General features: G+C 66.3%; 21 protein-coding genes and 2 riboswitches. Of the genes, 13 read left to right on the top strand and 8 right to left on the bottom strand.

Annotation, left to right across the window (positions count from 1 at the left end):
* Positions 1–52 precede the first annotated feature (52 nt).
* Positions 53–235, top strand: a complete 183-nt coding sequence (locus ACCO56_RS00970) for a hypothetical protein (RefSeq protein ID WP_433636757.1) — start codon at positions 53–55, stop codon at positions 233–235.
* 4 nt (positions 236–239) lie between these two features.
* Here ACCO56_RS00970 and ACCO56_RS00965 read toward each other — a convergent pair whose 3' ends face one another.
* On the bottom strand, positions 240–1199 hold the full coding sequence (locus ACCO56_RS00965; protein WP_433636755.1) for a sugar-binding transcriptional regulator: 960 nt from the start codon (positions 1197–1199) through the stop codon (positions 240–242).
* A 191-nt stretch (positions 1200–1390) separates the two neighbouring features.
* Here ACCO56_RS00965 and ACCO56_RS00960 point away from each other — a divergent pair, with 191 nt between their 5' ends.
* Positions 1391–2521 carry a glycosyltransferase family 4 protein gene (locus ACCO56_RS00960; protein WP_433636752.1) on the top strand — a complete coding sequence of 377 codons (1131 nt, stop codon included), beginning with the start codon at positions 1391–1393 and terminating at the stop codon, positions 2519–2521.
* Between the two features lie 3 nt (positions 2522–2524).
* Here the strand turns inward: ACCO56_RS00960 and cobD are convergent, their stop codons facing one another.
* Positions 2525–3550 carry a threonine-phosphate decarboxylase CobD gene (cobD, locus tag ACCO56_RS00955; RefSeq protein ID WP_433638277.1) on the bottom strand — a complete coding sequence of 342 codons (1026 nt, stop codon included), beginning with the start codon at positions 3548–3550 and terminating at the stop codon, positions 2525–2527.
* Position 3551: 1 nt separating this feature from the next.
* On the opposite strand from cobD, the gene cbiB reads away from it, so the two are divergent.
* Positions 3552–4520, top strand: coding sequence for an adenosylcobinamide-phosphate synthase CbiB (gene cbiB / locus ACCO56_RS00950; RefSeq protein WP_433636750.1), 969 nt, complete (start codon positions 3552–3554; stop codon positions 4518–4520).
* Between the two features lie 223 nt (positions 4521–4743).
* Here cbiB and cobO read toward each other — a convergent pair whose 3' ends face one another.
* The 4 genes from cobO to ACCO56_RS00930 are packed head-to-tail and all read right to left on the bottom strand — an operon-like array spanning position 4744 to position 6794.
* Complete coding sequence (gene cobO, locus ACCO56_RS00945; protein ID WP_433636748.1) at positions 4744–5358, bottom strand: cob(I)yrinic acid a,c-diamide adenosyltransferase; 615 nt, start codon at positions 5356–5358, stop codon at positions 4744–4746.
* A 1-nt stretch (position 5359) separates the two neighbouring features.
* Positions 5360–5875, bottom strand: coding sequence for a bifunctional adenosylcobinamide kinase/adenosylcobinamide-phosphate guanylyltransferase (gene cobU, locus ACCO56_RS00940; RefSeq protein WP_433638275.1), 516 nt, complete (start codon positions 5873–5875; stop codon positions 5360–5362).
* Complete coding sequence (locus ACCO56_RS00935) at positions 5868–6599, bottom strand: CbtA family protein (RefSeq protein WP_433636745.1); 732 nt, start codon at positions 6597–6599, stop codon at positions 5868–5870. Before ACCO56_RS00935 ends, cobU begins: the two co-directional genes overlap by 8 nt.
* A gap of 15 nt (positions 6600–6614) precedes the next feature.
* Positions 6615–6794, bottom strand: a complete 180-nt coding sequence (locus tag ACCO56_RS00930; RefSeq protein ID WP_433636743.1) for a CbtB domain-containing protein — start codon at positions 6792–6794, stop codon at positions 6615–6617.
* A 35-nt stretch (positions 6795–6829) separates the two neighbouring features.
* Positions 6830–7021: riboswitch (cobalamin riboswitch) on the bottom strand.
* Between the two features lie 61 nt (positions 7022–7082).
* Positions 7083–7285, top strand: a riboswitch (cobalamin riboswitch).
* A gap of 35 nt (positions 7286–7320) precedes the next feature.
* Between ACCO56_RS00930 and ACCO56_RS00925 the strand changes: the two genes are divergently transcribed.
* The 7 genes from ACCO56_RS00925 to ACCO56_RS00895 are packed head-to-tail and all read left to right on the top strand — an operon-like array spanning position 7321 to position 15783.
* Complete coding sequence (locus ACCO56_RS00925) at positions 7321–7851, top strand: DUF1636 family protein (RefSeq protein WP_433636741.1); 531 nt, start codon at positions 7321–7323, stop codon at positions 7849–7851.
* Positions 7848–8885, top strand: coding sequence for a cobalamin biosynthesis protein CobW (gene cobW / locus ACCO56_RS00920; protein WP_433636739.1), 1038 nt, complete (start codon positions 7848–7850; stop codon positions 8883–8885). Before ACCO56_RS00925 ends, cobW begins: the two co-directional genes overlap by 4 nt.
* 6 nt (positions 8886–8891) lie before the next feature.
* Positions 8892–12230, top strand: coding sequence for a cobaltochelatase subunit CobN (gene cobN / locus ACCO56_RS00915; RefSeq protein ID WP_433636737.1), 3339 nt, complete (start codon positions 8892–8894; stop codon positions 12228–12230).
* The gene (gene cobG, locus ACCO56_RS00910; protein ID WP_433636736.1) at positions 12227–13618 is read left to right on the top strand and encodes a precorrin-3B synthase; all 1392 of its coding nucleotides are present in this window, start codon (positions 12227–12229) and stop codon (positions 13616–13618) included. Before cobN ends, cobG begins: the two co-directional genes overlap by 4 nt.
* 46 nt (positions 13619–13664) lie before the next feature.
* Positions 13665–14297 (top strand): precorrin-8X methylmutase, encoded by a 633-nt coding sequence (locus tag ACCO56_RS00905; protein WP_433636734.1) that lies wholly within the window; start codon positions 13665–13667, stop codon positions 14295–14297.
* Complete coding sequence (locus ACCO56_RS00900) at positions 14294–15025, top strand: precorrin-2 C(20)-methyltransferase (protein ID WP_433636733.1); 732 nt, start codon at positions 14294–14296, stop codon at positions 15023–15025. The genes ACCO56_RS00905 and ACCO56_RS00900 overlap by 4 nt, the downstream gene beginning before the upstream one ends.
* A complete protein-coding gene (locus tag ACCO56_RS00895) occupies positions 15022–15783 on the top strand; it encodes a precorrin-3B C(17)-methyltransferase (protein ID WP_433636732.1) in 762 nt (253 codons plus the stop codon). The genes ACCO56_RS00900 and ACCO56_RS00895 overlap by 4 nt, the downstream gene beginning before the upstream one ends.
* On the opposite strand, the gene ACCO56_RS00890 is transcribed toward ACCO56_RS00895, so the two are convergent.
* A complete protein-coding gene (locus tag ACCO56_RS00890; RefSeq protein WP_433638273.1) occupies positions 15750–16514 on the bottom strand; it encodes a cobalt-precorrin-6A reductase in 765 nt (254 codons plus the stop codon). The two genes, ACCO56_RS00895 and ACCO56_RS00890, sit on opposite strands and share 34 nt — an antisense overlap.
* A gap of 22 nt (positions 16515–16536) precedes the next feature.
* Here ACCO56_RS00890 and cbiE point away from each other — a divergent pair, with 22 nt between their 5' ends.
* Genes cbiE through cobM form a run of 3 tightly spaced genes read left to right on the top strand, consistent with a single transcriptional unit; the run spans position 16537 to position 18922 of the window.
* Positions 16537–17757 (top strand): precorrin-6y C5,15-methyltransferase (decarboxylating) subunit CbiE, encoded by a 1221-nt coding sequence (gene cbiE / locus ACCO56_RS00885; RefSeq protein WP_433636730.1) that lies wholly within the window; start codon positions 16537–16539, stop codon positions 17755–17757.
* Positions 17736–18161 carry a cobalamin biosynthesis protein gene (locus ACCO56_RS00880; RefSeq protein ID WP_433636728.1) on the top strand — a complete coding sequence of 142 codons (426 nt, stop codon included), beginning with the start codon at positions 17736–17738 and terminating at the stop codon, positions 18159–18161. The genes cbiE and ACCO56_RS00880 overlap by 22 nt, the downstream gene beginning before the upstream one ends.
* Entirely contained in the window at positions 18158–18922 is a 765-nt protein-coding gene (cobM, locus tag ACCO56_RS00875) for a precorrin-4 C(11)-methyltransferase (protein ID WP_433636726.1), read from the top strand. Before ACCO56_RS00880 ends, cobM begins: the two co-directional genes overlap by 4 nt.
* Here the strand turns inward: cobM and ACCO56_RS00870 are convergent.
* On the bottom strand, positions 18889–20004 hold the full coding sequence (locus ACCO56_RS00870; protein ID WP_433636724.1) for a cobalt-precorrin-5B (C(1))-methyltransferase: 1116 nt from the start codon (positions 20002–20004) through the stop codon (positions 18889–18891). The two genes, cobM and ACCO56_RS00870, sit on opposite strands and share 34 nt — an antisense overlap.
* Between the last annotated feature and the right edge of the window lies 1 nt (position 20005).

Raw genomic sequence — 20005 nt, 5'->3', positions numbered from 1 at the left:
AAGAGGTGCTCATCCGAGATTCTAGCCAACGGACCGAAGCTAGGAGAACGCCATGCCAACCAGGATCAACAAACCAAGAGTACTGGCCGGGGCCGGCGAAAGTTGGGTCGCCCGGATAACGCTCGGGCTCTTCAGATCACGCCATGTCAGGCTCGACCCCAGGACGCTGCCAGACTATCTGAAGCGGGACATGGGGTTCCTGGACGGCCGCGGCCCCGGCAACAAGGGGTGCTGATGCGTCAGGTGGACGCCAGCAAGGCGGCGGCGGTGCGCTCGTCGGTGATCAGCCCATTGACCAGGCGGCGGGTCAGCGCGCCGAGGATGCCGGGCAGCTTGCGCTCCCCCATCGCGGCCGCCACCACCAGCGACCGTTCGCGCGACGGGATCGGCGCGGACGCCACCCTCTCGTTGGTGTGACCTTCGATCAACCGGCCTTCGCGATCGAAAGCCCAGCCGACGATCTCGCCAACCGCGCCGGCCTTCTGCAGGGCCTTGAGCTCGGCTTCGGAAATGAACCCATCCTCGTAGAGCGGCGCCTTCGGCCCCATATCGCCGATGCCGACGAAGGTGACGTCGGCTTTCGCCGCCAACTCGACCGTCGGACGAATCATCGCCTGCCGATGCAGCATCTCGCGCTCGGCGGGCGAGGTCACGATGACCGGCAAGGGCATGGGAAAGCTGCGCGCTTTCGTCTTGTCCGCCATCGTGAAAATGACGTTGTAATAGGCGGCGGAGCCGTCCGGCGTGATGTTGCCGGTGAGCGATACCAGCTTATGTTGCGGGCAATCCACGGGTGAAAGCTGCTCGACCGCCGCCTTGAGCGTGCGGCCCGTGCCTATTGCCAGCACCAATGGCTCGGGCTCGCGCAGGCGGCGCTCGATTTCCGCCGCGACGGCTTCCGCTATGCCGAGGGTTGTCGAGGTCGAGTCCGGATCGCTCGGAACCACTTCCGCAAGATCCAGCGCGAACCGGGATGTCAGCCTTGACGCGAGATCGAGGCAGTTGGCGATCGGATGATCGAGCCTGACCTTGACCAGCCCCTCCGACACAGCCAGCGAGACAAGCCGTTGCGCGCTTTGGCGGGAGACGCCCAGTTTGGTCGCGATCTGGTCTTGGGTGTTGCCGGCGACGTAATAGAGCCAGCCGGCACGGGCCGCGTCGTCGAGACGCGGCTTACCCGCTTCTTGCCTGCTGTTCATTTGTCTCACCCGCCCTCGCAGTTCGGCACCCTAAACGTTTTGACCCGGGAGCAGAATAGGAGCAAATGCTATTCAAAACAACAATTGCTCAGAAAACGGCAATCCGGACTTTACGGAGAGACCATCTTCCTTCCGAGCCGCAAACATCCTAGGAACGAGCCGACCCTACCACGGATTTGCGAACAGCTTCGATGCCGCCGAAACGGCTCGCTCTCATCACCAGCCAGGCTTTCTCCCTTGCCAACTTCCGGGGAACGCTGATCACGACGCTCCGGTCGCGCGGGGTTGAGGTGCTGGCGCTCGCCCCCGACTACGACGAGGTGACCCGTGCTGCGGTCGAGGCTCTTGGCGCAAAGGCCATCGACTATCCGGGCACGCGCACAGGGACCAATCCGCTTCGCGATCTATCGGACACGATCAGGCTCGCCCTATTGCTCAGACGGCTCGAACCGAGTGTTTCGCTCGGCTACTTCATCAAGCCTGTCACTTTCGGCACCATTGCCGCGTGGCTCGCCGGCATTCCCAAGCGCTTCGCGATGATCGAAGGGCTCGGCTACGTCTTCATCGGAGACCAAGAACGCCAAGGGCTCGGCCGTCGCCTCTTGCGCGCGCTGGTGACGAGGCTTTACCGCTTCGCCCTGGCCCGCACGGAAAAAGTTTTCTTCCTTAACGACGACGATATAGCAGAGTTCGCCAACTCCGGGCTGGTCGACCGCAGCAAAGCCATGAAGCTGGGGGCGATCGGCGTCGACCTCGATGCGTGGCAGCCTGCACCGCCAGTGGTCGCCCCCCTCACCTTTCTCATGACGGCACGGCTGCTGCGCGAAAAAGGCGTCGTCGAATACGCCGAGGCCGCCCGCCTGGTGAAGGCGAGACATCCCGAGACACGGTTCATCCTGCTCGGCGGACTCGATTCCAATCCCGGCGTGATTGCACAAGGTGAGGCTGAAGGTTGGGTGCGGGAAGGGCTTCTGGAATGGCCAGGACATGTCCCGGTTCGTCCATGGCTCGCTCAGGCCAGCGTTTACGTGCTTCCGTCTTACCGGGAGGGCGTGCCGCGCAGCACGCAGGAAGCCATGGCGATGGCGCGACCGGTGATCACCACAGACGTCCCCGGCTGCCGGGAAACGGTGCATGATGGCGTGAACGGCGTCCTAGTGCCGGCGCGCGATGCGAAAGCGCTTGCCGCTGCGATGCTGCGCTTTGTCGACAACCCCGAACTGGTCGTGACGATGGGGCGGGCGAGCCGCGCGATGGCGGAAGAGAAATTCGACGCCAGGCGTGCCGACACGCTGGTCGCCGATACGATCCTCGGCCGCTGAACTTTATCCTTTTCCGTCGTCGGACCAGTCGCGCAGCGCCGCTTCGATGCGGCCCGTCTCGCTGGAATCGGCTGGCAGGCCGACGCGCAGGTCATGCGGTCGTTCGGCGAAGTTGCGCACCAAAATGCCGCGACGACCGAAGGTTTGGAAAAGCCTCTGGGCTTCAGCCAGGCGAAAGAAACGGAAAAGATCCGTTCCCCCCGCTGCGGGCAGGCCGGAGCGGGCAAAAACCTCGTCCAGCATCGATGCCTCCCGCGCCAGCCGAGCCCGCATCGCCTCCTGCCAGGAACTGTCGGCCAGTGCCTTCAGGCCAAATTCGAGCGCCGGGCCGGCCACCGCCCAGGGACCGAGCCTCGCTTCGAGGCGCCGAACTTCCTCCTCCGCAGCGAGCGCGAAGCCGAGCCTGACCCCCGCCAGGCCAAAGAACTTGCCGAAGGAGCGCAACACGACAAGGCCGCCGCGACCGACATCGCCCGCCGCGCTCTCCTCGCGCGGCCCGACCTCCATGAAGGCCTCGTCGATGACGAGAAGGCCGCCCTTGCGCCGCATGGATTCAGCCAGGGAGAGCAGCCGGGAACGTTCCACCACGCGACCATCGGGATTGTTGGGATTGACGATGATAGCGAGGTCGGCATCGAACAGTGCCTCGAATTCGTTTACTTCGAGGACTTCGTGTCCGGCGATTGCCGCAGCGCGGCGATGCTCGGCATAGGTCGGCGAGAGCACGAAGGCGCGGCCGGCGGGAACGAGCGCTGCGACGAGCGGCAGCAGGATCTGCGTGCCCGGTGCCGGCGCGACATGTGACGCCGAAGGTGCGCCATAGGCTGTGGCGGCTGCCGCCGCGAGTTGACTGATACGCCCAGGCTCCGGCAACCGCGAGAAGCACGTGGCGGGCAGGTCGAAAAGCGGATAGGAGTGCGGATTGATCCCCGTCGAGAGGTCGATCCAGGGCTCGGGCGCATCCGGAAAGAGCGTACGGGCGCGGGCAAGGCTTCCGCCGTGATCGGTCACCGAAGCGGTCAGGTCCATCATGTCAATCCTTCTCGCGTTCCTGGCACTCTCGATCGAACGGGTGTTCGGCTACCCAAGCCGCCTGCTTGCCGTGATCGGCCATCCCGTCATGTGGATCGGCGCGTTTATTGCTGCGCTCGACAAGAGGTTCAACCGCACGAACGATCCCGATGCGACGCGTCGCGCGGCAGGTGTCGCCGCGCTGGTGGGAATCGTGGCCGCTACAGGCGTGGCTGCCTTGGCCGTGCAAAACATCGCCTTGGCGCTGCCGTTCGGCACCCTTCTCGCGGCTGTCGTTGCCAGCAGTCTCATCGCGCAACGCAGCCTGGGCGAGCATGTGGCCGCGGTCGCGCAAGCACTGGAGACGGAAGGCCTCGAAGGCGGTCGCCGGGCCGTTTCCCGGATTGTCGGCCGGGATCCCGAAAAGCTGGATGAGGCCGGCGTCTCGCGCGCAGCCATCGAAAGCCTTTCCGAAAATTTCTCCGACGGCATCGTCGCGCCGGCCTTCTGGCTCGCCGTCGCCGGCCTGCCGGGCGCGGCGATCTACAAGGCGGTCAACACGGCCGACAGCATGATCGGCCATCGCTCGCCACGGCATGAGGCCTTCGGCTGGGCATCGGCACGCTTCGACGACCTGATCAATCTTCCTGCCTCTCGTTTCTCTGCCCTGCTGATCGTGCTCGCTGCCTTCTTCGTTTCCGGCGCTTCGCCGAAAGCCGCCTGGCAGTCTGTCCGCCAGGACGCGCACAGGCATCGATCGCCCAATGCCGGCTGGCCGGAAGCGACGATGGCGGGAGCGTTGGGCCTCGCGCTCGCCGGCCCCCGTCACTATGGCGGTGTGCTGGTCGATGATGCGACGATGGGCGCAGGCGGCCGCCGCGAGGCGACAGCGGCCGACATTCGGCGCGCGCTGCTCCTTTATTGGTGGGCGGATGGGCTGCTGATCGGGATCATGGGTGCGGCGGCGGTGGTGTGGGTTTCGGTCTGAGCAGGCCAAGCAATCATCGCCGCATACCCCCCTCTGGCCTGCCGGCCATCTCCCCCTCAAGGGGGGAGATTGGCTGTGGTCACCGACGGCGCTTGTTCTGCCACAGCGACGACTGGCGAAGCCGCAGCGGGCGTCCGATCTCCCCCCTTGAGGGGAAGATGGCCGGCAGGCCAGAGGGGGGTGCGGCCGCGCAGGAACCAAAAACGGCATCGCTACACAAACATCAGAACTCGATGCCTTGTTGCGCCTTCACGCCTGCAGCAAAGTGGTGCTTCACCTGGCCCATCTCGGTGACCAGATCGGCCGCCTCGATCAGTTCCGGCTTGGCATTCCGCCCGGTGACCACGACATGCAATCCCTCGCGTCTGCCCTTGAGCGCCGCCACCACGGAGCGCAGGTCGAGATAGTCGTAGCGCAGCGCGATATTAAGCTCATCGAGGATGACCAGGCTGATCGAAGGATCCGCGATCAGCTCCAGCGCCTTTCCCCATGCACGCTCGGCCGCGGCGACGTCGCGTTTCAGATCCTGTGTCTCCCAGGTGAAGCCTTCACCCATCGTGTGCCAGACGATCTTTTCGCCGAAAACGGCAAAAGCATCCTTCTCGCCCGTGTGCCAAGCTCCTTTCACGAACTGCACGACGCCGACCCGCCTCCCGTAGCCGAGCATGCGCAAGGCCAGGCCGAAAGCCGCCGTCGACTTGCCCTTGCCGGGCCCGGTATTGACGATCAGCAATCCCTTCTCGACCGTCTTGCCGGCAACCTCGGCATCCTGCACGGCCTTGCGTTTCGCCATCTTGGCACGGTGGCGCTCGGCGTCCTTCTCGTCGATGTCTCTCATTCTACTTCACCTGCATCGTCAAGCCGGCCACCATGAACAGGACCCGGTCGGCCCGCGCCGCCACTTTCTGGTTCAGCCGCCCCTGCGCATCGCGAAAACGCCGGCCGAGCGGATTGTCGGGCACGATGCCGAGCCCGACCTCGTTCGAAACAACGAACCATGGGCCTCTCGGACTGGCGAGGATTTCAGCCAGCCGGGAACTCTCCGCCTCGACATCGTGCCCGGCCAGCATCTGGTTGCTGAGCCACAGGGTCAGGCAATCGACCAGCAAGGGCAGGCCGTCGGGAATAGCCTGGATCGTCACTGAGAGATCGAGCGGAGCATCGACCGTATTCCAGCGGCCGTCGCGCCGGTCGCGGTGCAATGCGATCCGTTCCTCCATTTCCGCATCGAAGGCCTGAGCCGTCGCCACATAGGTCCATGGCGGCGGCAGGGCTGTGACCAGGCTTTCGGCGTGACTGCTCTTGCCCGAGCGAGCCCCGCCGAGAAGGAGGGTCAAGCTGCCCTTCTCAGGCAAGGCGACCACTTAGCTCTGCCTCTTCACCGCCGACCCTGCAGCGGACCGCGCCGGCGACAGCGCCGAGGACAAGCCAGAAGAGCAGGTTGGTGACCGTGGTCGCCACGACGAAGGAATGATGCAGATCGGCCGGCACCGGCGAATCATGGCTCGCCGGCTGCGGCGCCCCGACAATATGCGGCGCAACGATCAGGGCCACGCCCACCAGCGCAAATACCGGGGAACGTCGAAACGCAATCAGAGCGAGCCCGATCGCGGTCGCGACAACGGTGGCGACCCACCAGACCTGGCGGTCGAATAGATCGGCGGCAGGCATGGCCGGCAGCTCCGGCGGCAGACCGAGGCCGGGCGCCAACGTGAAGACGGCAAAGCCGGCGAAGCCCCAGAACAAGCCCTGACGCCACCCGGCAATGCCCCCAGCGAGTTCCGAGGCGACGATCAGGATCAAAGCGAAGCCTATGCCGCTGACGATATTGGCCCCGACATTGTAGGCGAAACGCTCGAAGCCGTCTGCCGGCGCCCAAGCCTCTTCGCCATGGTCATGAGCATGTCCGGCCGCGGAGTGGTCTCCATGATCGTGGCCGGCACTGTCGCCGGCAGCCTCATAGGTTTCAGCCTGAAGGATGAGCGGCACGGTGGCGTAGGCTTGCAGAGCCGCGAGAACGACACCCGCGACAAGCCCCGCCAGCGCCGCGACGAACACGACGTTGCGAAACACGGTCATGATGGAGTTCCGCTCTTAGTGGCAGGGAAAAGCCATGGAATGGCGATAGTCGTGGGCGGCATTGTGGACGGCCTCCATGTGGGAGAAACCCAGAAAGCCGACGACGAAGATGCCGAGCAACCCGGCCAGCGCGAGCTGCAGATAACGCGACTGCGCGGAGACGGACGCACCGAGAGACGTGGAAACCGTGTTCATTCTCAATCCTTTCGCCCTCCACCCGAGGGCCGCGAACGTTCCTTACGTCGACGGCAGGTCTCCTGGCTCACGGCTCGGCGCTTCATCCCGCCTTCCCGGGCTCGATGCCCAGTGGCTGTCGGGAGAAGCTCGCCGCTCACAGTTGCGGGGGCAGCCGCGGATTTGGGAAATCCCTCACCGCATTCCCTCTTCATTCCCCGAAGGGAACCGTCGATACAGGCAGTCTTAACCGAAATCGTCATTCCGGCAAACCATATTTCCGACGCGTTGACAGCCGGATGCGACGCGGCCTACAAACTCCGCGACGGTCTCCTCTGAGCAATGAGAGGAGCTAAGAGGGAATGCGGTGAGGGTTCTTGTCCCGAATCCGCAGCTGTCCCCGCAACTGTAAGCGGCGAGCTTTCGGCCGATTGCCACTGGGTTACACCGGGAAGGCGGCGCGAGAGCTGGGACCCGTGAGCCAGGAGACCTGCCGTCCCTGATCAATCCTGAAAGCCTGGCGGGTGTCCCGGGCAAGGAGCGCGGTTTGGAGTTCGACGAAACAATTGCCGTCGGTGATCCGTGCGTCGAGGCATCGACCTCGGCGGTATCGGTCGTGACGATCGTCGTGTGCAGTTCCTGCCGCGACGCCTCCGGTTCCGATGCTCGCCCCCGTCCAGGCGAATTGCTGGGCGCAGCGACGCGGGAAGCGAACACCTTCCCGGATGTCCGCGTCGAGCAGGCCGAATGCCTGGGCAATTGCAAGAGAAGGCTCTCCGCAGCCTTCATCAAGCAAGGCGCCTGGAGCTACGTCTTTGGCGATCTCGGCACCGACGCCGCCCACGATCTGATTGCCGGCGCGAAGCTCTTCCAGCAATCGACGGACGGGCTGATGCCCTGGCGCGGGCGGCCCGATTGTCTGAAACGCGGGCTCGTCGCCCGCATCCCTCCCCCGGAGCATTTTGCAGCCATGTGGGATCACATGGCGTCGCACAAATGCGGCCAAACCAAAGAGATGGAGCGCCGTGCGCCCGATGCGACGCCCGGCGTTCCGAGAACCCTTAAGGACAATCCATGACCGCTTCCGCCGATCGCGTCCCCTGCACCGTCGTCACCGGTTTCCTCGGTGCGGGCAAGACCACGCTCATCCGGCACATGCTGGAGAACGCCAACGGCAAGCGCCTCGCCATCATCGTCAATGAATTCGGCGATGTCGGCATAGACGGCGAGATCCTCAGGGGCTGCGGCATCGAGGCCTGCCCCGAGGAGAATGTCGTCGAACTGGCCAATGGCTGCATCTGCTGCACCGTCGCCGACGATTTCGTTCCTGCCCTCGACCAGATCCTTTCCCGTTCGCCAAAGGTCGACCACATTCTGATCGAGACGTCGGGCTTGGCTTTGCCAAAGCCGCTGGTGCAGGCCTTCCAGTGGCCCGCCATCAAGGGACGCGTCACGGTCGACGGCGTTGTCGCCGTGGTGGATGGGCCGGCGCTCGCGGAAGGCCGCGTCGCCTCCGACATGGACGCCCTCCAGGCGCAGCGCGCGGCCGATGATTCGCTCGATCATGAGGACCCTGTCGAGGAAGTGTTCGAGGATCAGGTGGCGTGCGCCGATCTGGTCATCCTGTCGAAAAGCGATCTGCTCGATACCGATGCAGCCGCCCGCGCGAGCGCGCTGGTCGAGGAACATCTGTCGCGCGCGGTCAAGATCGTGCCTTCGACCCATGGCAAGGTCGATCCGTCCATCCTGCTCGGCCTCGGCCTGGCGGTGGAAGACGACATAGAGAATCGCAAGACCCATCATGACGACGAACTCGACCATGATCATGACGACTTCGATACTTTCGTCGTCGATCTTCCGGCGATCACGGATCCCGAGCTGTTGGCCCGGCGCGTCAGCACCGCTTCGGAAGCCGAGAAGGTGTTGCGCGTGAAAGGGTTCGTCGACGTCCAGGGCAAGCCGATGCGGCTCCTCGTCCAGGCGGTCGGCCCGCGCGTCTCCCATTACTACGACCGCGCCTGGGCTCCCGGCGAAGATCGCCGGAGCCGGCTGGTGGTGATCGGCCTCAAGGGGCTGAACCGGCCGGCGGTCGAAAACATTCTCGCCGGATAGGCCATCGTGCATATCCTCGCCGCCACCACCGCCTCGCTCGACGATTTGATCGAGCCCGTCGACCTCGGGCAGGCGCCGGCGGAGATGGTGGCGCTGTCCTTCACCGACAGCGACCTGGCGGCCCTTGCGACGGCGTGGAAGGCCGAGGGGGACGTGATGCCCTCCATGAGGCTCGCACGGCTGCGCGACCTCCGCCACCCGATGTCGGTCGATCTCTGGATCGATCGGGTCGCGCGCCACGCCAAGGTCGTCTTGGTGCGCATTCTCGGCGGGCATGAGTGGTGGCGCTACGGTTGCGACCGGCTGGCGGCGGTGGCCCGCGAGCACGGCATCCGCCTTGCCCTGCTGCCCGGGGAATGTCGAGACGAGGATGCAGCGCTGATCGCCCATTCGACCTTGCCACGCTCCGAGCTCGACGAGCTCCTGGCCTATTTCCGCGAAGGCGGACCGGAGAACATGCGTGGCCTCATGCGCCGTCTCGCCGGGCACGCCGGCACGGATGTGGTCGCCCGGCCAGCGGAACCGCTGGCCAAAACAGGCTGCTATGATCCGGACGCAGGCGTCGTGGCCGTAGAGACGCTGCTCGCCGGCCGGCCGGCCGGCGCGCCGATCCTACCGATGCTTTTTTACCGATCCATGCTGCTTGCCGCCGACATCGCGCCGATCGATGCGCTCTGCACGGCTTTGCGCGAGCGCGGCATCTTCCCGGCGCCGATTTTCGTGCCGAGCCTGAAGGACCCGGAGGCCGCCGCCTTTATCGAGGAAACAGCGAAACGCTTCGCGCCGCCGCTGATCGTGGCCACGACAGCCTTCGCCAGCGGAACGGAAACGGGCGAAACGCTGTTCGACCGCATCGGGGTGCCCGTCTTCCAGGCCGTGGTCGCCACCACGCGCAGGGAGGCCTGGGAAACGGGGCAACGCGGGCTCGCTCCCGCCGATCTCGCAATGCATGTCGTGCTGCCTGAACTCGACGGGCGCATTATGGCCGGCGCTATTGCCTTCAAGGATGAAGGCATCCGCGACGATGCGCTCGCCTTCAAGGGCATGGTGAACGGGCCGGAGCCGGACCGGATCGAGCAAGTCGCCGATCGGATCGCGGCCTTCCGTCGGCTGCAAGCAACACCGCGCTGCGATCGGCGTGTCGCGATCCTGATGCCGGACTATCCCGGCGCGGCGGGACGTACCGGCTATGCCGTCGGTCTCGACGTGCCGACGAGCGTGCTGGCCATGCTGCACGACCTCAAGACCGAAGGATATGCTGTCGAGAACATTCCGGATACGCCCCGCGACCTGCTTTCCCGCTTGGAAAGCGGAAACGAAGGTGCTTCGCCGGACAGATATCGGCAGTCTCTGGCTGCCATTCCCTCCGAAGCGCAAGACAAGGTCGCGGCTGCGTGGGGCGAACCCGGCCATCTCGACCTGACTTTCCGTGCGGCACGCTTCGGCAACGTCACGGTCGCGCTTGCTCCCGATCGCGGGCGGAGCGAGGACCGGCGCGCCGACTATCACGACCCGTCGCTGCCGCCGCATCACAGGCTGCTCGCCTTCGGTTTCTGGCTGCGGGAGGAACTGGGCTGCCACGCGCTCATTCATGTCGGTGCGCACGGCACGCTGGAATGGCTGCCCGGCAAGACCGTCGCCCTCGGCAGCGCGTGTTTCCCCGAGATCGTCACCGGCCCCCTTCCCGTCATCTACCCTTTCATCGTCAGCAATCCCGGCGAGGCTGCACAGGCCAAGCGCCGGATCGCGGCCGTCACCATCGGGCATCTTCCGCCGCCACTTGCCGGAGCCGGGCTCGACCCGAACCAGCAGGCCCTCGAGCGCCTGGTCGACGAATATGCGCAGGCCGACGGCCTCGACCGGCGCCGCCGGGACCGACTGGCCAAGCTGATCGTCGAGACTGCCGGAAAGACCGGACTGGCGCGCGAGGCCGGCGTCAGCGAAGCGGATGATGCCGACGCCGCCTTGATGCGCATCGATGCGTGGCTATGCGACCTCAAGGACCTCGCGATCAAGGACGGCCTTCATGTCTATGGCCGGTCCCCCAAGGACGAAACCGATCCGCTGCGCCAACGGAGCGCGGAAGCCGAAAGGAAGGCGCTGCTCGACGCGCTCGACGGGCGGCATGTCGCCGCCGGTCCGTCGGGCGCGCCGGCGCGTGGGCGCACCGACGTGCTGCCGACCGGACGCAACCTCTTCACAGCCGACCCCCGCACGATGCCGACGCCGACCGCCTTCGAACTCGGCAAGGCCGCGGCCGACGAGGTTTTGCGGCGCTATCTGCAGGATCACGGCGACTGGCCGCGCTCACTGGTGATTGACCTCTGGGGTAGCGCCAGCCTGCGCACCGGCGGCGAAGAGATCGCTCAAGGCCTCGCCCTGATGGGCTGCCGGCCACGATGGGATCCCGCGACCGGCCGCGTCACCGGCGTCGAAGTGCTGCCGCCTGCCATGCTTGGCCGGCCGCGGATCGACGTGACCTGGCGGATCTCCGGCCTTTTCCGCGACATGTTTCCGACCCAAATCGCCCTGCTGGATGCCGCGGTAGCGGCGATCGCGGCGCGCGACGAGGCGCCCGGCGACAACCCGCTGGCCGAGACGGCACGCAAGGCCGGCGCCACCCCCGCCCGCATCTTCGGCTCCTCGCCCGGCAGCTATGGGGCCGGCGTCGAGGATCTGCTTGCCAGCGGCAAGTGGGAAAGACGCGAGGAGATCGGGCAGGCCTATCTCGAGGCCACCTCGCACGCTTTCGGCGGCGCCGATGGGGAAGGCCGCGCCCTGCCCGGCGCCTTCGCAGACCGGGTAGCGCAAGCCGAACTGCTCATTCATACCGGCGACGATCCCGGCCGCGATATCCTCGAAGGTTCGGCCGACGTCGCCTTCATCGGCGGTTTCGCTGCCGCGCTTGCCGCCCTCGGCCGCAACGCCGACGTCATCGCCCTAGACACCACCGACCCTTCCCGGCCAAGAGCGCGATCGGTCGGCGAAGCGGTCACCCGCGTAGTCCGCGCCCGCGCCATCAATCCCCGCTTCATCGAGGGGCAATTGCGGCACGGACCGCGTGGCGCATCGGAATTCGCCGAGACCGTGGACCGGCTTGTCGGCTTCGCCGAAATGACCGGCGCCATCCCGGGTTCGCTGATAGAGGCGGTGCATGATGCCTATCTGGGCGACGGCCGGGTGCGTGACTTCCTGGTGCGCGAAAACCCTGCCGCGGCCCGCGCCATAGCCGAGCGCTTCGCCGCGGCGCGGCGGCGCGGCCTCTGGCACCCGTTGCGCAACTCCGTCGACGACGATCTTGCCGCCCTGATAGCCGAAGCGCGTTCGCAGGAGGTGGAGGCATGAGCCTGCTCCGAGGCGCCTGCCCCACCCTCGCCGCTCCGATGGAGACGGGTGACGGGTTGCTTGCGCGCATGCACCCGGTCTCCGGCGGGGTGACGCCGGCAACGCTGGCCGCGATCGCCGAGGCGGCCCGCCGTTTCGGGAACGGACTTCTCGAAGTCACCGCGCGCGGTAGCCTGCAGATCCGTGGGCTGACGGGAGATTCCGCACCGCGGTTTGCAGCGGCCGTCGACGCGTTGGACATTTCGGTGCGTTCCGGAGTGCCCGTCGAGACCGGCCCGCTCGCGGGACTGGATCCCGAAGAAATCATCGATCCCCGACCGCTCGCCGACGATATCCGCGAACGTGTCGCCGCCGTGGGCCTTTCCCAACGGCTCGGGCCAAAAGTATCCGTCGTGGTCGATGGCGGCGGCAGGCTGAAACTTGTTGCCCTTGTCGCGGATGTGAGATTGGAGGCTGCTGCGACTGATGGCGCGTGGCGGGTGGCCGTCGGCGGGACGGCAAGCACGGCGACCGTATTGGGCGTGGTCCCGGCGGCAGACGTTGCAACAACCGTGGTTACCCTTCTCGAGACAGTTGCGGCGAAAGGACGGAGAGCGCGGGCGAAAGAACTTTCGCTTGAAGAACTGCGCTCTACGTTGCCCCCCTCTGTCCTGCCGGACATCTCCCCCTCGAGGGGGGAGATTGGACGGCCGCTCGGGTTTCGCCAATCTTCAATCGTAAGGAATGCGCCGGCGTCGAAACTGCCAATCTCCCCCCTTGTGGGGGAGATGTCCGGCAGGACAGAGGGGGGCAACGTAGAGCAAAGCCCTATCGGCATTTTCCCTCTCTCCGACGCCCGCCTTGCGCTCGGCATCGGCCTCCCCTTCGGCCAAGCCACGGCGACGCAGATAATCGGCTTCGCCGAACGCGCCGAACGACATGGCGTCGACGAAATTCGCCTGGCACCCGGGCGGGCTTTGCTTGCGCTCGCGCCGGTGGCCGAAGCCGCCGTGCGGCTGAAGGAAATGGCCAGCTTTATAGGCTTCATCACCGACCCGGCCGACCCCCGGCTTTCCGTCGTCGCTTGCGCCGGTGCTCCGGCTTGCGCGTCGGGTCATATCCAGGCGCGTGCGATCGCGTCGGAAATCGCTGCCGATGCAGCCGCAATCCTGGGCAGAGGTCAACTGCTCCACGTCTCGGGCTGCGCCAAGCAATGCGCCAGACCGGATCGCGCCGCGTTCACCCTCGTCGGCACGGCAAGCGGGGCAGAACTTTACTCCGGCGACGGCACGGCAGGCGAACCGCTTGCCCGCGTCGCCAATGACGCCGCGGCCGACGCATTCCGGCGCGCGGGGGAATTCCATCGGCAGGAAAAGAACAAGCGCGACAAGGCCGCCGCGGCCCGTTAGAGGGCTCGGGCCGGCAGGAAGTCGCCAGATAGCTTTGGGAAACAGCATGTCCGCATACGACTACATCAAGGACGGAACGGCGATTTATGAGCGTTCCTTTGCCATCATTCGGGCCGAAGCCGACCTGTCGCGCTTTTCCGATGCCGAAGCCGATGTCGCCATCCGCATGATCCACGCCTGCGGCCAGGTCGAGGCAGCGTCGCAATTCGTCTTCTCTCCCGGCTTCGTCACCGCAGCCCGCGAAGCTCTCCAAGCGGGCGCGCCGATCTTCTGCGATGCCGAAATGGTCGCCCATGGCGTCACGCGCGCCCGCCTGCCGGCCGGCAACGAGGTGATCTGTACCCTGCGTGATCCCCGCACCGCCGGTCTTGCCGCCAGGATCGGCAATACGCGTTCCGCGGCCGCACTCGAGCTCTGGGGAGAACGGCTCGGCGGGTCGCTGGTGGCGATCGGCAACGCGCCCACCGCCCTCTTTCACCTACTCGATATGCTGCGCGCGGGAGCGCCCAGGCCGGCGGCGATCATCGGCATGCCCGTGGGCTTTGTCGGAGCAGCTGAATCCAAGGAGGCGCTGGCGGAAGATTCGCAGGGCGTGCCTTACGCCATCGTGCGCGGACGCATGGGGGGCAGCGCCATGACGGCGGCGGCGGTCAACGCCTTAGCGAGGGCCGGGCTGTGACAGGCTTGGGGCGCCTCATCGGCGTCGGGACCGGCCCCGGCGATCCCGAATTGCTGACGCTGAAGGCGATCCGCGCGCTCGGCGCGGCGGACGTCGTCGCCCATTTCGCCAAGCGCGGCAATGACGGCAATGCACGCCGGACGGTCGCAGCGCATCTCAAGCCAGATGTGGTCGAACTCTCCCTTCTTTATCCGGTCACGACCGAGATCGAAAAAAGCCATGACGACTACAAGACGGCGATCGGTCGTTTCTACGAGGACTCGGCCCACGCCGTGGAAAGCCATCTCGCGGCCGGACGCACGGTGGCCGTTCTGAGCGAAGGCGACCCACTCTTCTACGGCTCCTATATGCATCTCCATGTTCGCCTCTCCAGGCGGTTCGCGACGGAGGTCATCCCCGGGGTGACGGCGATGTCCGGCTGCTGGTCGCAAGCCGGTGTGCCGATCGTCCAGGGCGACGACGTGCTGACGGTGCTTCCCGGCACGATGGCGGAAACGGAACTGGCCCGCCGGCTCGCCGACACCGAGGCCGCCGTCATCATGAAGGTCGGCCGCAATCTGCCGAAGATCCGACGCGCGCTCGAAGGGGCGCGGCGGCTCGACGACGCCCTCTACGTCGAGCGCGGCACGATGGAGAACACGCGGTCGGTGCGGCTCGTCGAAAAGCTGGACGACGGCGCGCCTTATTTTTCGATCGTCCTCGTTCCCGGCTGGAGGGGACGACCATGAGCGGCAAGCTGTTCATCATCGGCACGGGCCCGGGCAATCCACGGCAGATGACGCCAGAAGCCCGGGATGCCGCCGCCCAGGCGACCGACTTCTTCGGTTATGGCCCCTACCTAGACCGTCTCGAACTCGCCGAGGGACAGCGCCGCCATGTCTCCGACAATCGCGAGGAACTGGCGCGAGCCGGGGCTGCGCTCGACATGGCCGCTTCAGGCCGGACGGTGGCGGTCGTCTCGGGCGGCGATCCAGGTGTCTTCGCCATGGCCGCCGCCGTGTGCGAGGCGGTCGAGGCAGGACCGCCGGAATGGCGGGCGATCGACCTCGAGATCGTTCCGGGCGTCACCGCCATGCTCGCCGTCGCGGCGCGAGCCGGTGCGCCGCTCGGTCACGATTTCTGCGCGATCTCGCTTTCGGACAATCTCAAGCCGTGGGAACTGATCGTGAAGCGTCTCGAAGCTGCCGCTTCGGCCGGTTTCGTCATCGCGCTCTACAATCCGATCAGCCGCGCCCGTCCATGGCAACTCGGCAAGGCCTTCGAGTGCCTGCGCACAATCCTGCCCGGCACGACGCCGGTGATCTTCGGCCGTGCCGCCGGCCGACCCGACGAACGGATCGATGTGTCGTCCCTTGCCGAAGCCGATCCGGCAAAGGCCGACATGGCGACCTGCGTCATCATCGGCTCGCCCGACACCCGGATCGTCGAACGGCCGGGGCAGCAGCCGCTCGTCTATTCGCCGCGCTTCGCGGAGGCCAGAACATGATCGACCAGGGCCAACGCCGTTTCGACGCTTTCGGCCTTGGGCACAGCGGGCTCGTCGGGCCGGCGGAGCATGACGACCGGAATGTCGAGACGGCGTGCTGCAAGCAGCTTGCCGTAGCTGGCGGTGCCGCCGCTGTTCTTGCACACGATCGCGTCGATGCGATGCGCCTTGAGCAATTTCAGTTCGCCAGCTTCCTCGAAAGGACCACGGCCGAGAACGTAAACGGCATCCGGAACGGCGAGCGGCGGCTCGATCGGATCGACGCTGCGGATGAGGTAGAAATGCTGGGGCGCATGCTGAAACGCGGCGACCTCCTGACGCCCGAGCGCCAGGAACACGCGGCGCGGTACCTCGCCGAGCGCGCGGAGCGCATCGTCGGCATCCGTCACTGTCAGCCAGCGATCCCCTTCCGCCGGCCGCCAGGCTTCGCGATCGAGCCTCAGGATCGGCACGCCGGTCATGGCCGCCGCGCGGACGGCATTCGCCGATATCCGCGCAGCATAAGGGTGGGTCGCATCGATCAGGAGAGAGATGCCTTCGCCGCGCAGATAAGCCGCAAGGCCTTCCGCGCCGCCGAAGCCGCCGCTGCGAACGGGTACGGGCTGCGCGGCCGGCTCGCGGGTGCGGCCGGCCAAGGAGAGGGTAACGACAAGGTCGTTGCGCGCGGCAAGCCTGCCGGCCAATTGCCGGGCTTCGGTGGTGCCGCCGAGGATCAGAATCCGATGGGTCATCATGTCTTCTAGAGATACGGGCTTGACCGCATCAACCGGAAAGTGGCTTGCCATCATCGGCATCGGCGAGGATGGAATTCCCGGCCTCGGCGACGAAGCGAAACGCTTGATTGCAGGCGCCGAGATCGTGTTCGGCGGCAAAAGGCATCTGGCGCTCGCCGGCGACCTGATCAAGGGAGAAGCGAACCCTTGGCCATCCCCTTTCGACAGCACCATGGCCGATGTGCGCGCCCTGCGAGGGCGCCCGGTCTGCGTGCTCGCCTCCGGCGATCCGTTCCTGCATGGCGTCGGCGTCACGCTCGCGCGCCATGTCCCGCTCGGTGAAACGACCGTCATCCCGGCGCCGTCGTCTGTCAGCCTCGCCGCTTCCCGGCTGGGCTGGGCCTTGCAGCATATCGAGACCGTGTCGCTGCACGGCAAGCCGATCGAACTGCTCCGCCCGCTGCTTCATCCCGGCCGCAGGATCATCGCGCTGACCTCCGATGGGCATGGACCCGAGGCGGTCGCCAAGCTGCTTCGCGGAGCGGGCTTCGGCGGTTCTCGGCTCGTTGTGCTCGAAGCGCTGGGAGGCGTGGACGAGAGGATCACACGTCAACACGCCGACACGTTCACGATGACGAACGTCGACCCTCTCAACGTCGTGGCGATCGAAGTCGTGGCCGGCGACGGAGCGCGCATTCTGCCGCTGACGCCGGGTCTGGATGACGAATTCTTCGAGCATGACGGCCAGATCACGAAGAAGGCCGTACGCGCCGTAACGCTTTCTGCCTTGGCACCCCGCTGCGGCGAGTTGCTGTGGGACATCGGCGCCGGTTCCGGCTCGATCTCCATCGAATGGATGCTGGCCGATGCCTCGCTGCGCGCCATCGCCATCGAGGCCGATCCGAACCGTGCGGCAAGGATCGGCAGAAACGCCAGCACCCTCGGCGTGCCCGGCCTTGCAGTCGTCACCGGCACCGCTCCCGGAGCACTCGCGGGGCTCGCCCGACCCGACGCCGTCTTCGTCGGCGGCGGCGGCAGCGACGATGGCGTCATGGCGGCGGCCATCGACGCGCTCGAATCCGGCGGCCGGCTGGTCGCCAACGCCGTGACGCTCGAAATGGAAGGCGTGCTGCTCGCCCTGCATGTACGATATGGCGGCGAGCTGACTCGCCTTGCGATTTCGCGCGCGGCCCCCATCGGCACGATGGAAGGCTGGAAGCCGGCCATGCCGATCACCCAATGGTCGTGGGTAAAGCCATGATTGTCGCGGGAATAGGCTGCCGGAAGGATGTCGGGACCGAAGCCGTGCTGGCTGCGATCGAAGAGGCCTTGTCCCATCACCGGTTGACCGTAGCCGAACTTGACGCAATCGCCACAGCGCCCCTGAAACGCGACGAACCCGCGCTCCACGCCGCCGCGTTCCAGCTCGGTCTGAACCTCATCGTCGTGGCGGAGGAAGCGCTGAGGGACGCCGAAGCCGACACGCTCACTTCCTCGCAGTCCTCACTGGACCATGCGGGTAGCCGATCGATTTCCGAAGCCGCCGCGCTTGCCGCGGCCGGCCCGGGCAGTCGGCTGCTGGGCCCGCGCTTCGCGGCGGGCTCAGTCACCTGTGCGATCGCTGTCGGAGCCGGATTCGATCCGATGCGGAGGAGGGCGCCATGACCGTCCATTTCATCGGCGCCGGACCCGGCGCCGCCGATTTGATCACGGTGCGCGGGCGCGACCTCATCGCGCGCTCCCCCGTCTGTCTCTTTGCCGGTTCAATCGTCCCTAAGGAGCTTCTCGATTTCTGCCCCCCTGGCGCACGCATTGTCGACACGGCACCGATGTCGCTCGATGAAATCGAGGCGGAATATGTCGCGTCGAAAGCCGCCGGCCAGGATGTAGCCAGGCTCCACTCGGGCGATCTATCCGTCTGGAGCGCGGTCGCCGAGCAGATCCGACGTCTGGAGAAGCTCGGCATTCCCTACACGATGACCCCAGGCGTCCCAGCTTTCGCGGCGGCCGCGGCCGCGCTCGGCAGGGAACTCACCATTCCGGAAATCGCTCAGAGCCTGGTGCTCACCCGCGTTTCGGGGCGCGCTTCGCCGATGCCCGCGGGCGAGAGTCTCGCCGCTTTCGGCGCGACGGGCGCGACGCTTGCCATCCACCTCGCCATCCATGCGCTCGACCGGGTGGTGGCCGAGCTCACGCCGCTCTACGGCGCCGAGTGTCCGGTGGCTATCGTCGCCCACGCCTCAAGGCCGGAAGAGAAGGTGCTGAGGGGGACGCTCGGGACGATCGAGGAACTCTTCGCGGCCGATCCCGTCGAACGCACCGCCATCATCTTCGTCGGACCTGCCCTGGCGGTTGCGGATTTCCGCGAGAGCTCGCTCTACGACGCCTACTATCAGCGCCGGTTCCGGGGGCGTGACACGCCATGAGAGGGAGCAAAAGGCGCCTGCCCCAGAAATCCGCCCGTTCGGTCGAACACCAGGATCTCCAGCTCGATGCCGGGATCGCCGAGCACGGAAGCGGCCGTCCGCCAGGCTTTTGCGGCTATCATGTCGCCAAGCGGGACGCCTTCGGCAACCGCCATCTGGAACGCTTCCGCGACCATGTTCGCGCCACGGATGCGCTCGGCGAGGTCCGCCATCGCGCCGGCCTCCAGCGCCACCTCGGCAAGCGCGTCGAGATCGGCGGCGCCGCGCTTCGAATGGACATCCAGCATCCCCTGGGCGAGCTTGGTCATCTTGGCGACGCCGCCGGCGATCGTCACCCGCCTCAAGGGATGTGCCCGGAGATATTTGAGCATGCCGCCGACGAAATCGCCCATGTCGATGAGGGCGATCTCGGGCAGATCGTGGAACTTCTGGACGGCTGCTTCGGACGCGGAGCCGGTTGCGCCGGCGACATGATCGAGACCGGCCGCCCGCGCTACGTCGATGCCACGATAGATCGAATGGATCCAGGCAGAGCAGGAATAGGGAATGACAATGCCCGTCGTGCCCAGGATCGAGATGCCACCGAGAATGCCGAGCCGGCCGTTCAAAGTCTTCTTGGCCATCTCCTCGCCGTTCTCGACGGAGATCTCCACTTCGAAGTCGCCACCCTCGCCGGCCACTTCGGCGATCGCCTGTGCGATCATCTTCCTCGGCACGGGATTGATCGAGGCCTCCCCCGGGGGGATCGGCAAACCGGCGCGCGTCACCGTGCCGACGCCTGGGCCGGCCTTGTAGGTGATGCCGCTCCCCTTCGGTCCGCGCCGCACCGTGCTCATGATCAAGGCGCCGTGAGTAACGTCGGGATCGTCGCCGGCATCCTTGACGATACCAGCCATGGCCCAATGATGCCCTGTCTCCCACCGCGCAAGAGCAAAGGCCCGCTGCTGGCCGCCGGGCAGGGTGACCAGCACTGGATCGGGAAAATCGCCCGACAGCAGAGCCGCGCAGGCGGCCTTGCTCGCCGCCGCGGCGCAGGTTCCCGTGGTCCAGCCACGGCGCAAAGGACGCTCGTTCTCAGCCATC

It is taken from the genome of Mesorhizobium sp. 1B3 (assembly GCF_050958605.1).
GTDB lineage: Bacteria > Pseudomonadota > Alphaproteobacteria > Rhizobiales > Rhizobiaceae.
This window is presented reverse-complemented; position numbering and strand designations above follow the sequence as displayed.

Excerpts from the sequence above, each read along its gene's own strand:
- ACCO56_RS00965 (WP_433636755.1), bottom strand. The coding sequence starts at position 1,199 with ATGAACAGCAGGCAAGAAGCGGGTAAGCCGCGTCTCGACGACGCGGCC.
- cobG (WP_433636736.1), top strand. The coding sequence starts at position 12,227 with ATGAGCCTGCTCCGAGGCGCCTGCCCCACCCTCGCCGCTCCGATGGAG.
- ACCO56_RS00970 (WP_433636757.1), top strand. The coding sequence starts at position 53 with ATGCCAACCAGGATCAACAAACCAAGAGTACTGGCCGGGGCCGGCGAA.
- ACCO56_RS00905 (WP_433636734.1), top strand. The coding sequence starts at position 13,665 with ATGTCCGCATACGACTACATCAAGGACGGAACGGCGATTTATGAGCGT.
- cobM (WP_433636726.1), top strand. The coding sequence starts at position 18,158 with ATGACCGTCCATTTCATCGGCGCCGGACCCGGCGCCGCCGATTTGATC.
- ACCO56_RS00890 (WP_433638273.1), bottom strand. The coding sequence starts at position 16,514 with ATGACCCATCGGATTCTGATCCTCGGCGGCACCACCGAAGCCCGGCAA.
- ACCO56_RS00935 (WP_433636745.1), bottom strand. The coding sequence starts at position 6,599 with ATGACCGTGTTTCGCAACGTCGTGTTCGTCGCGGCGCTGGCGGGGCTT.
- cobO (WP_433636748.1), bottom strand. The coding sequence starts at position 5,358 with ATGAGAGACATCGACGAGAAGGACGCCGAGCGCCACCGTGCCAAGATG.
- ACCO56_RS00880 (WP_433636728.1), top strand. The coding sequence starts at position 17,736 with ATGGTCGTGGGTAAAGCCATGATTGTCGCGGGAATAGGCTGCCGGAAG.
- cobW (WP_433636739.1), top strand. The coding sequence starts at position 7,848 with ATGACCGCTTCCGCCGATCGCGTCCCCTGCACCGTCGTCACCGGTTTC.
- ACCO56_RS00960 (WP_433636752.1), top strand. The coding sequence starts at position 1,391 with ATGCCGCCGAAACGGCTCGCTCTCATCACCAGCCAGGCTTTCTCCCTT.
- ACCO56_RS00930 (WP_433636743.1), bottom strand. The coding sequence starts at position 6,794 with ATGAACACGGTTTCCACGTCTCTCGGTGCGTCCGTCTCCGCGCAGTCG.
- ACCO56_RS00895 (WP_433636732.1), top strand. The coding sequence starts at position 15,022 with ATGAGCGGCAAGCTGTTCATCATCGGCACGGGCCCGGGCAATCCACGG.
- ACCO56_RS00870 (WP_433636724.1), bottom strand. The coding sequence starts at position 20,004 with ATGGCTGAGAACGAGCGTCCTTTGCGCCGTGGCTGGACCACGGGAACC.
- cobD (WP_433638277.1), bottom strand. The coding sequence starts at position 3,550 with ATGGACCTGACCGCTTCGGTGACCGATCACGGCGGAAGCCTTGCCCGC.
- cbiB (WP_433636750.1), top strand. The coding sequence starts at position 3,552 with ATGTCAATCCTTCTCGCGTTCCTGGCACTCTCGATCGAACGGGTGTTC.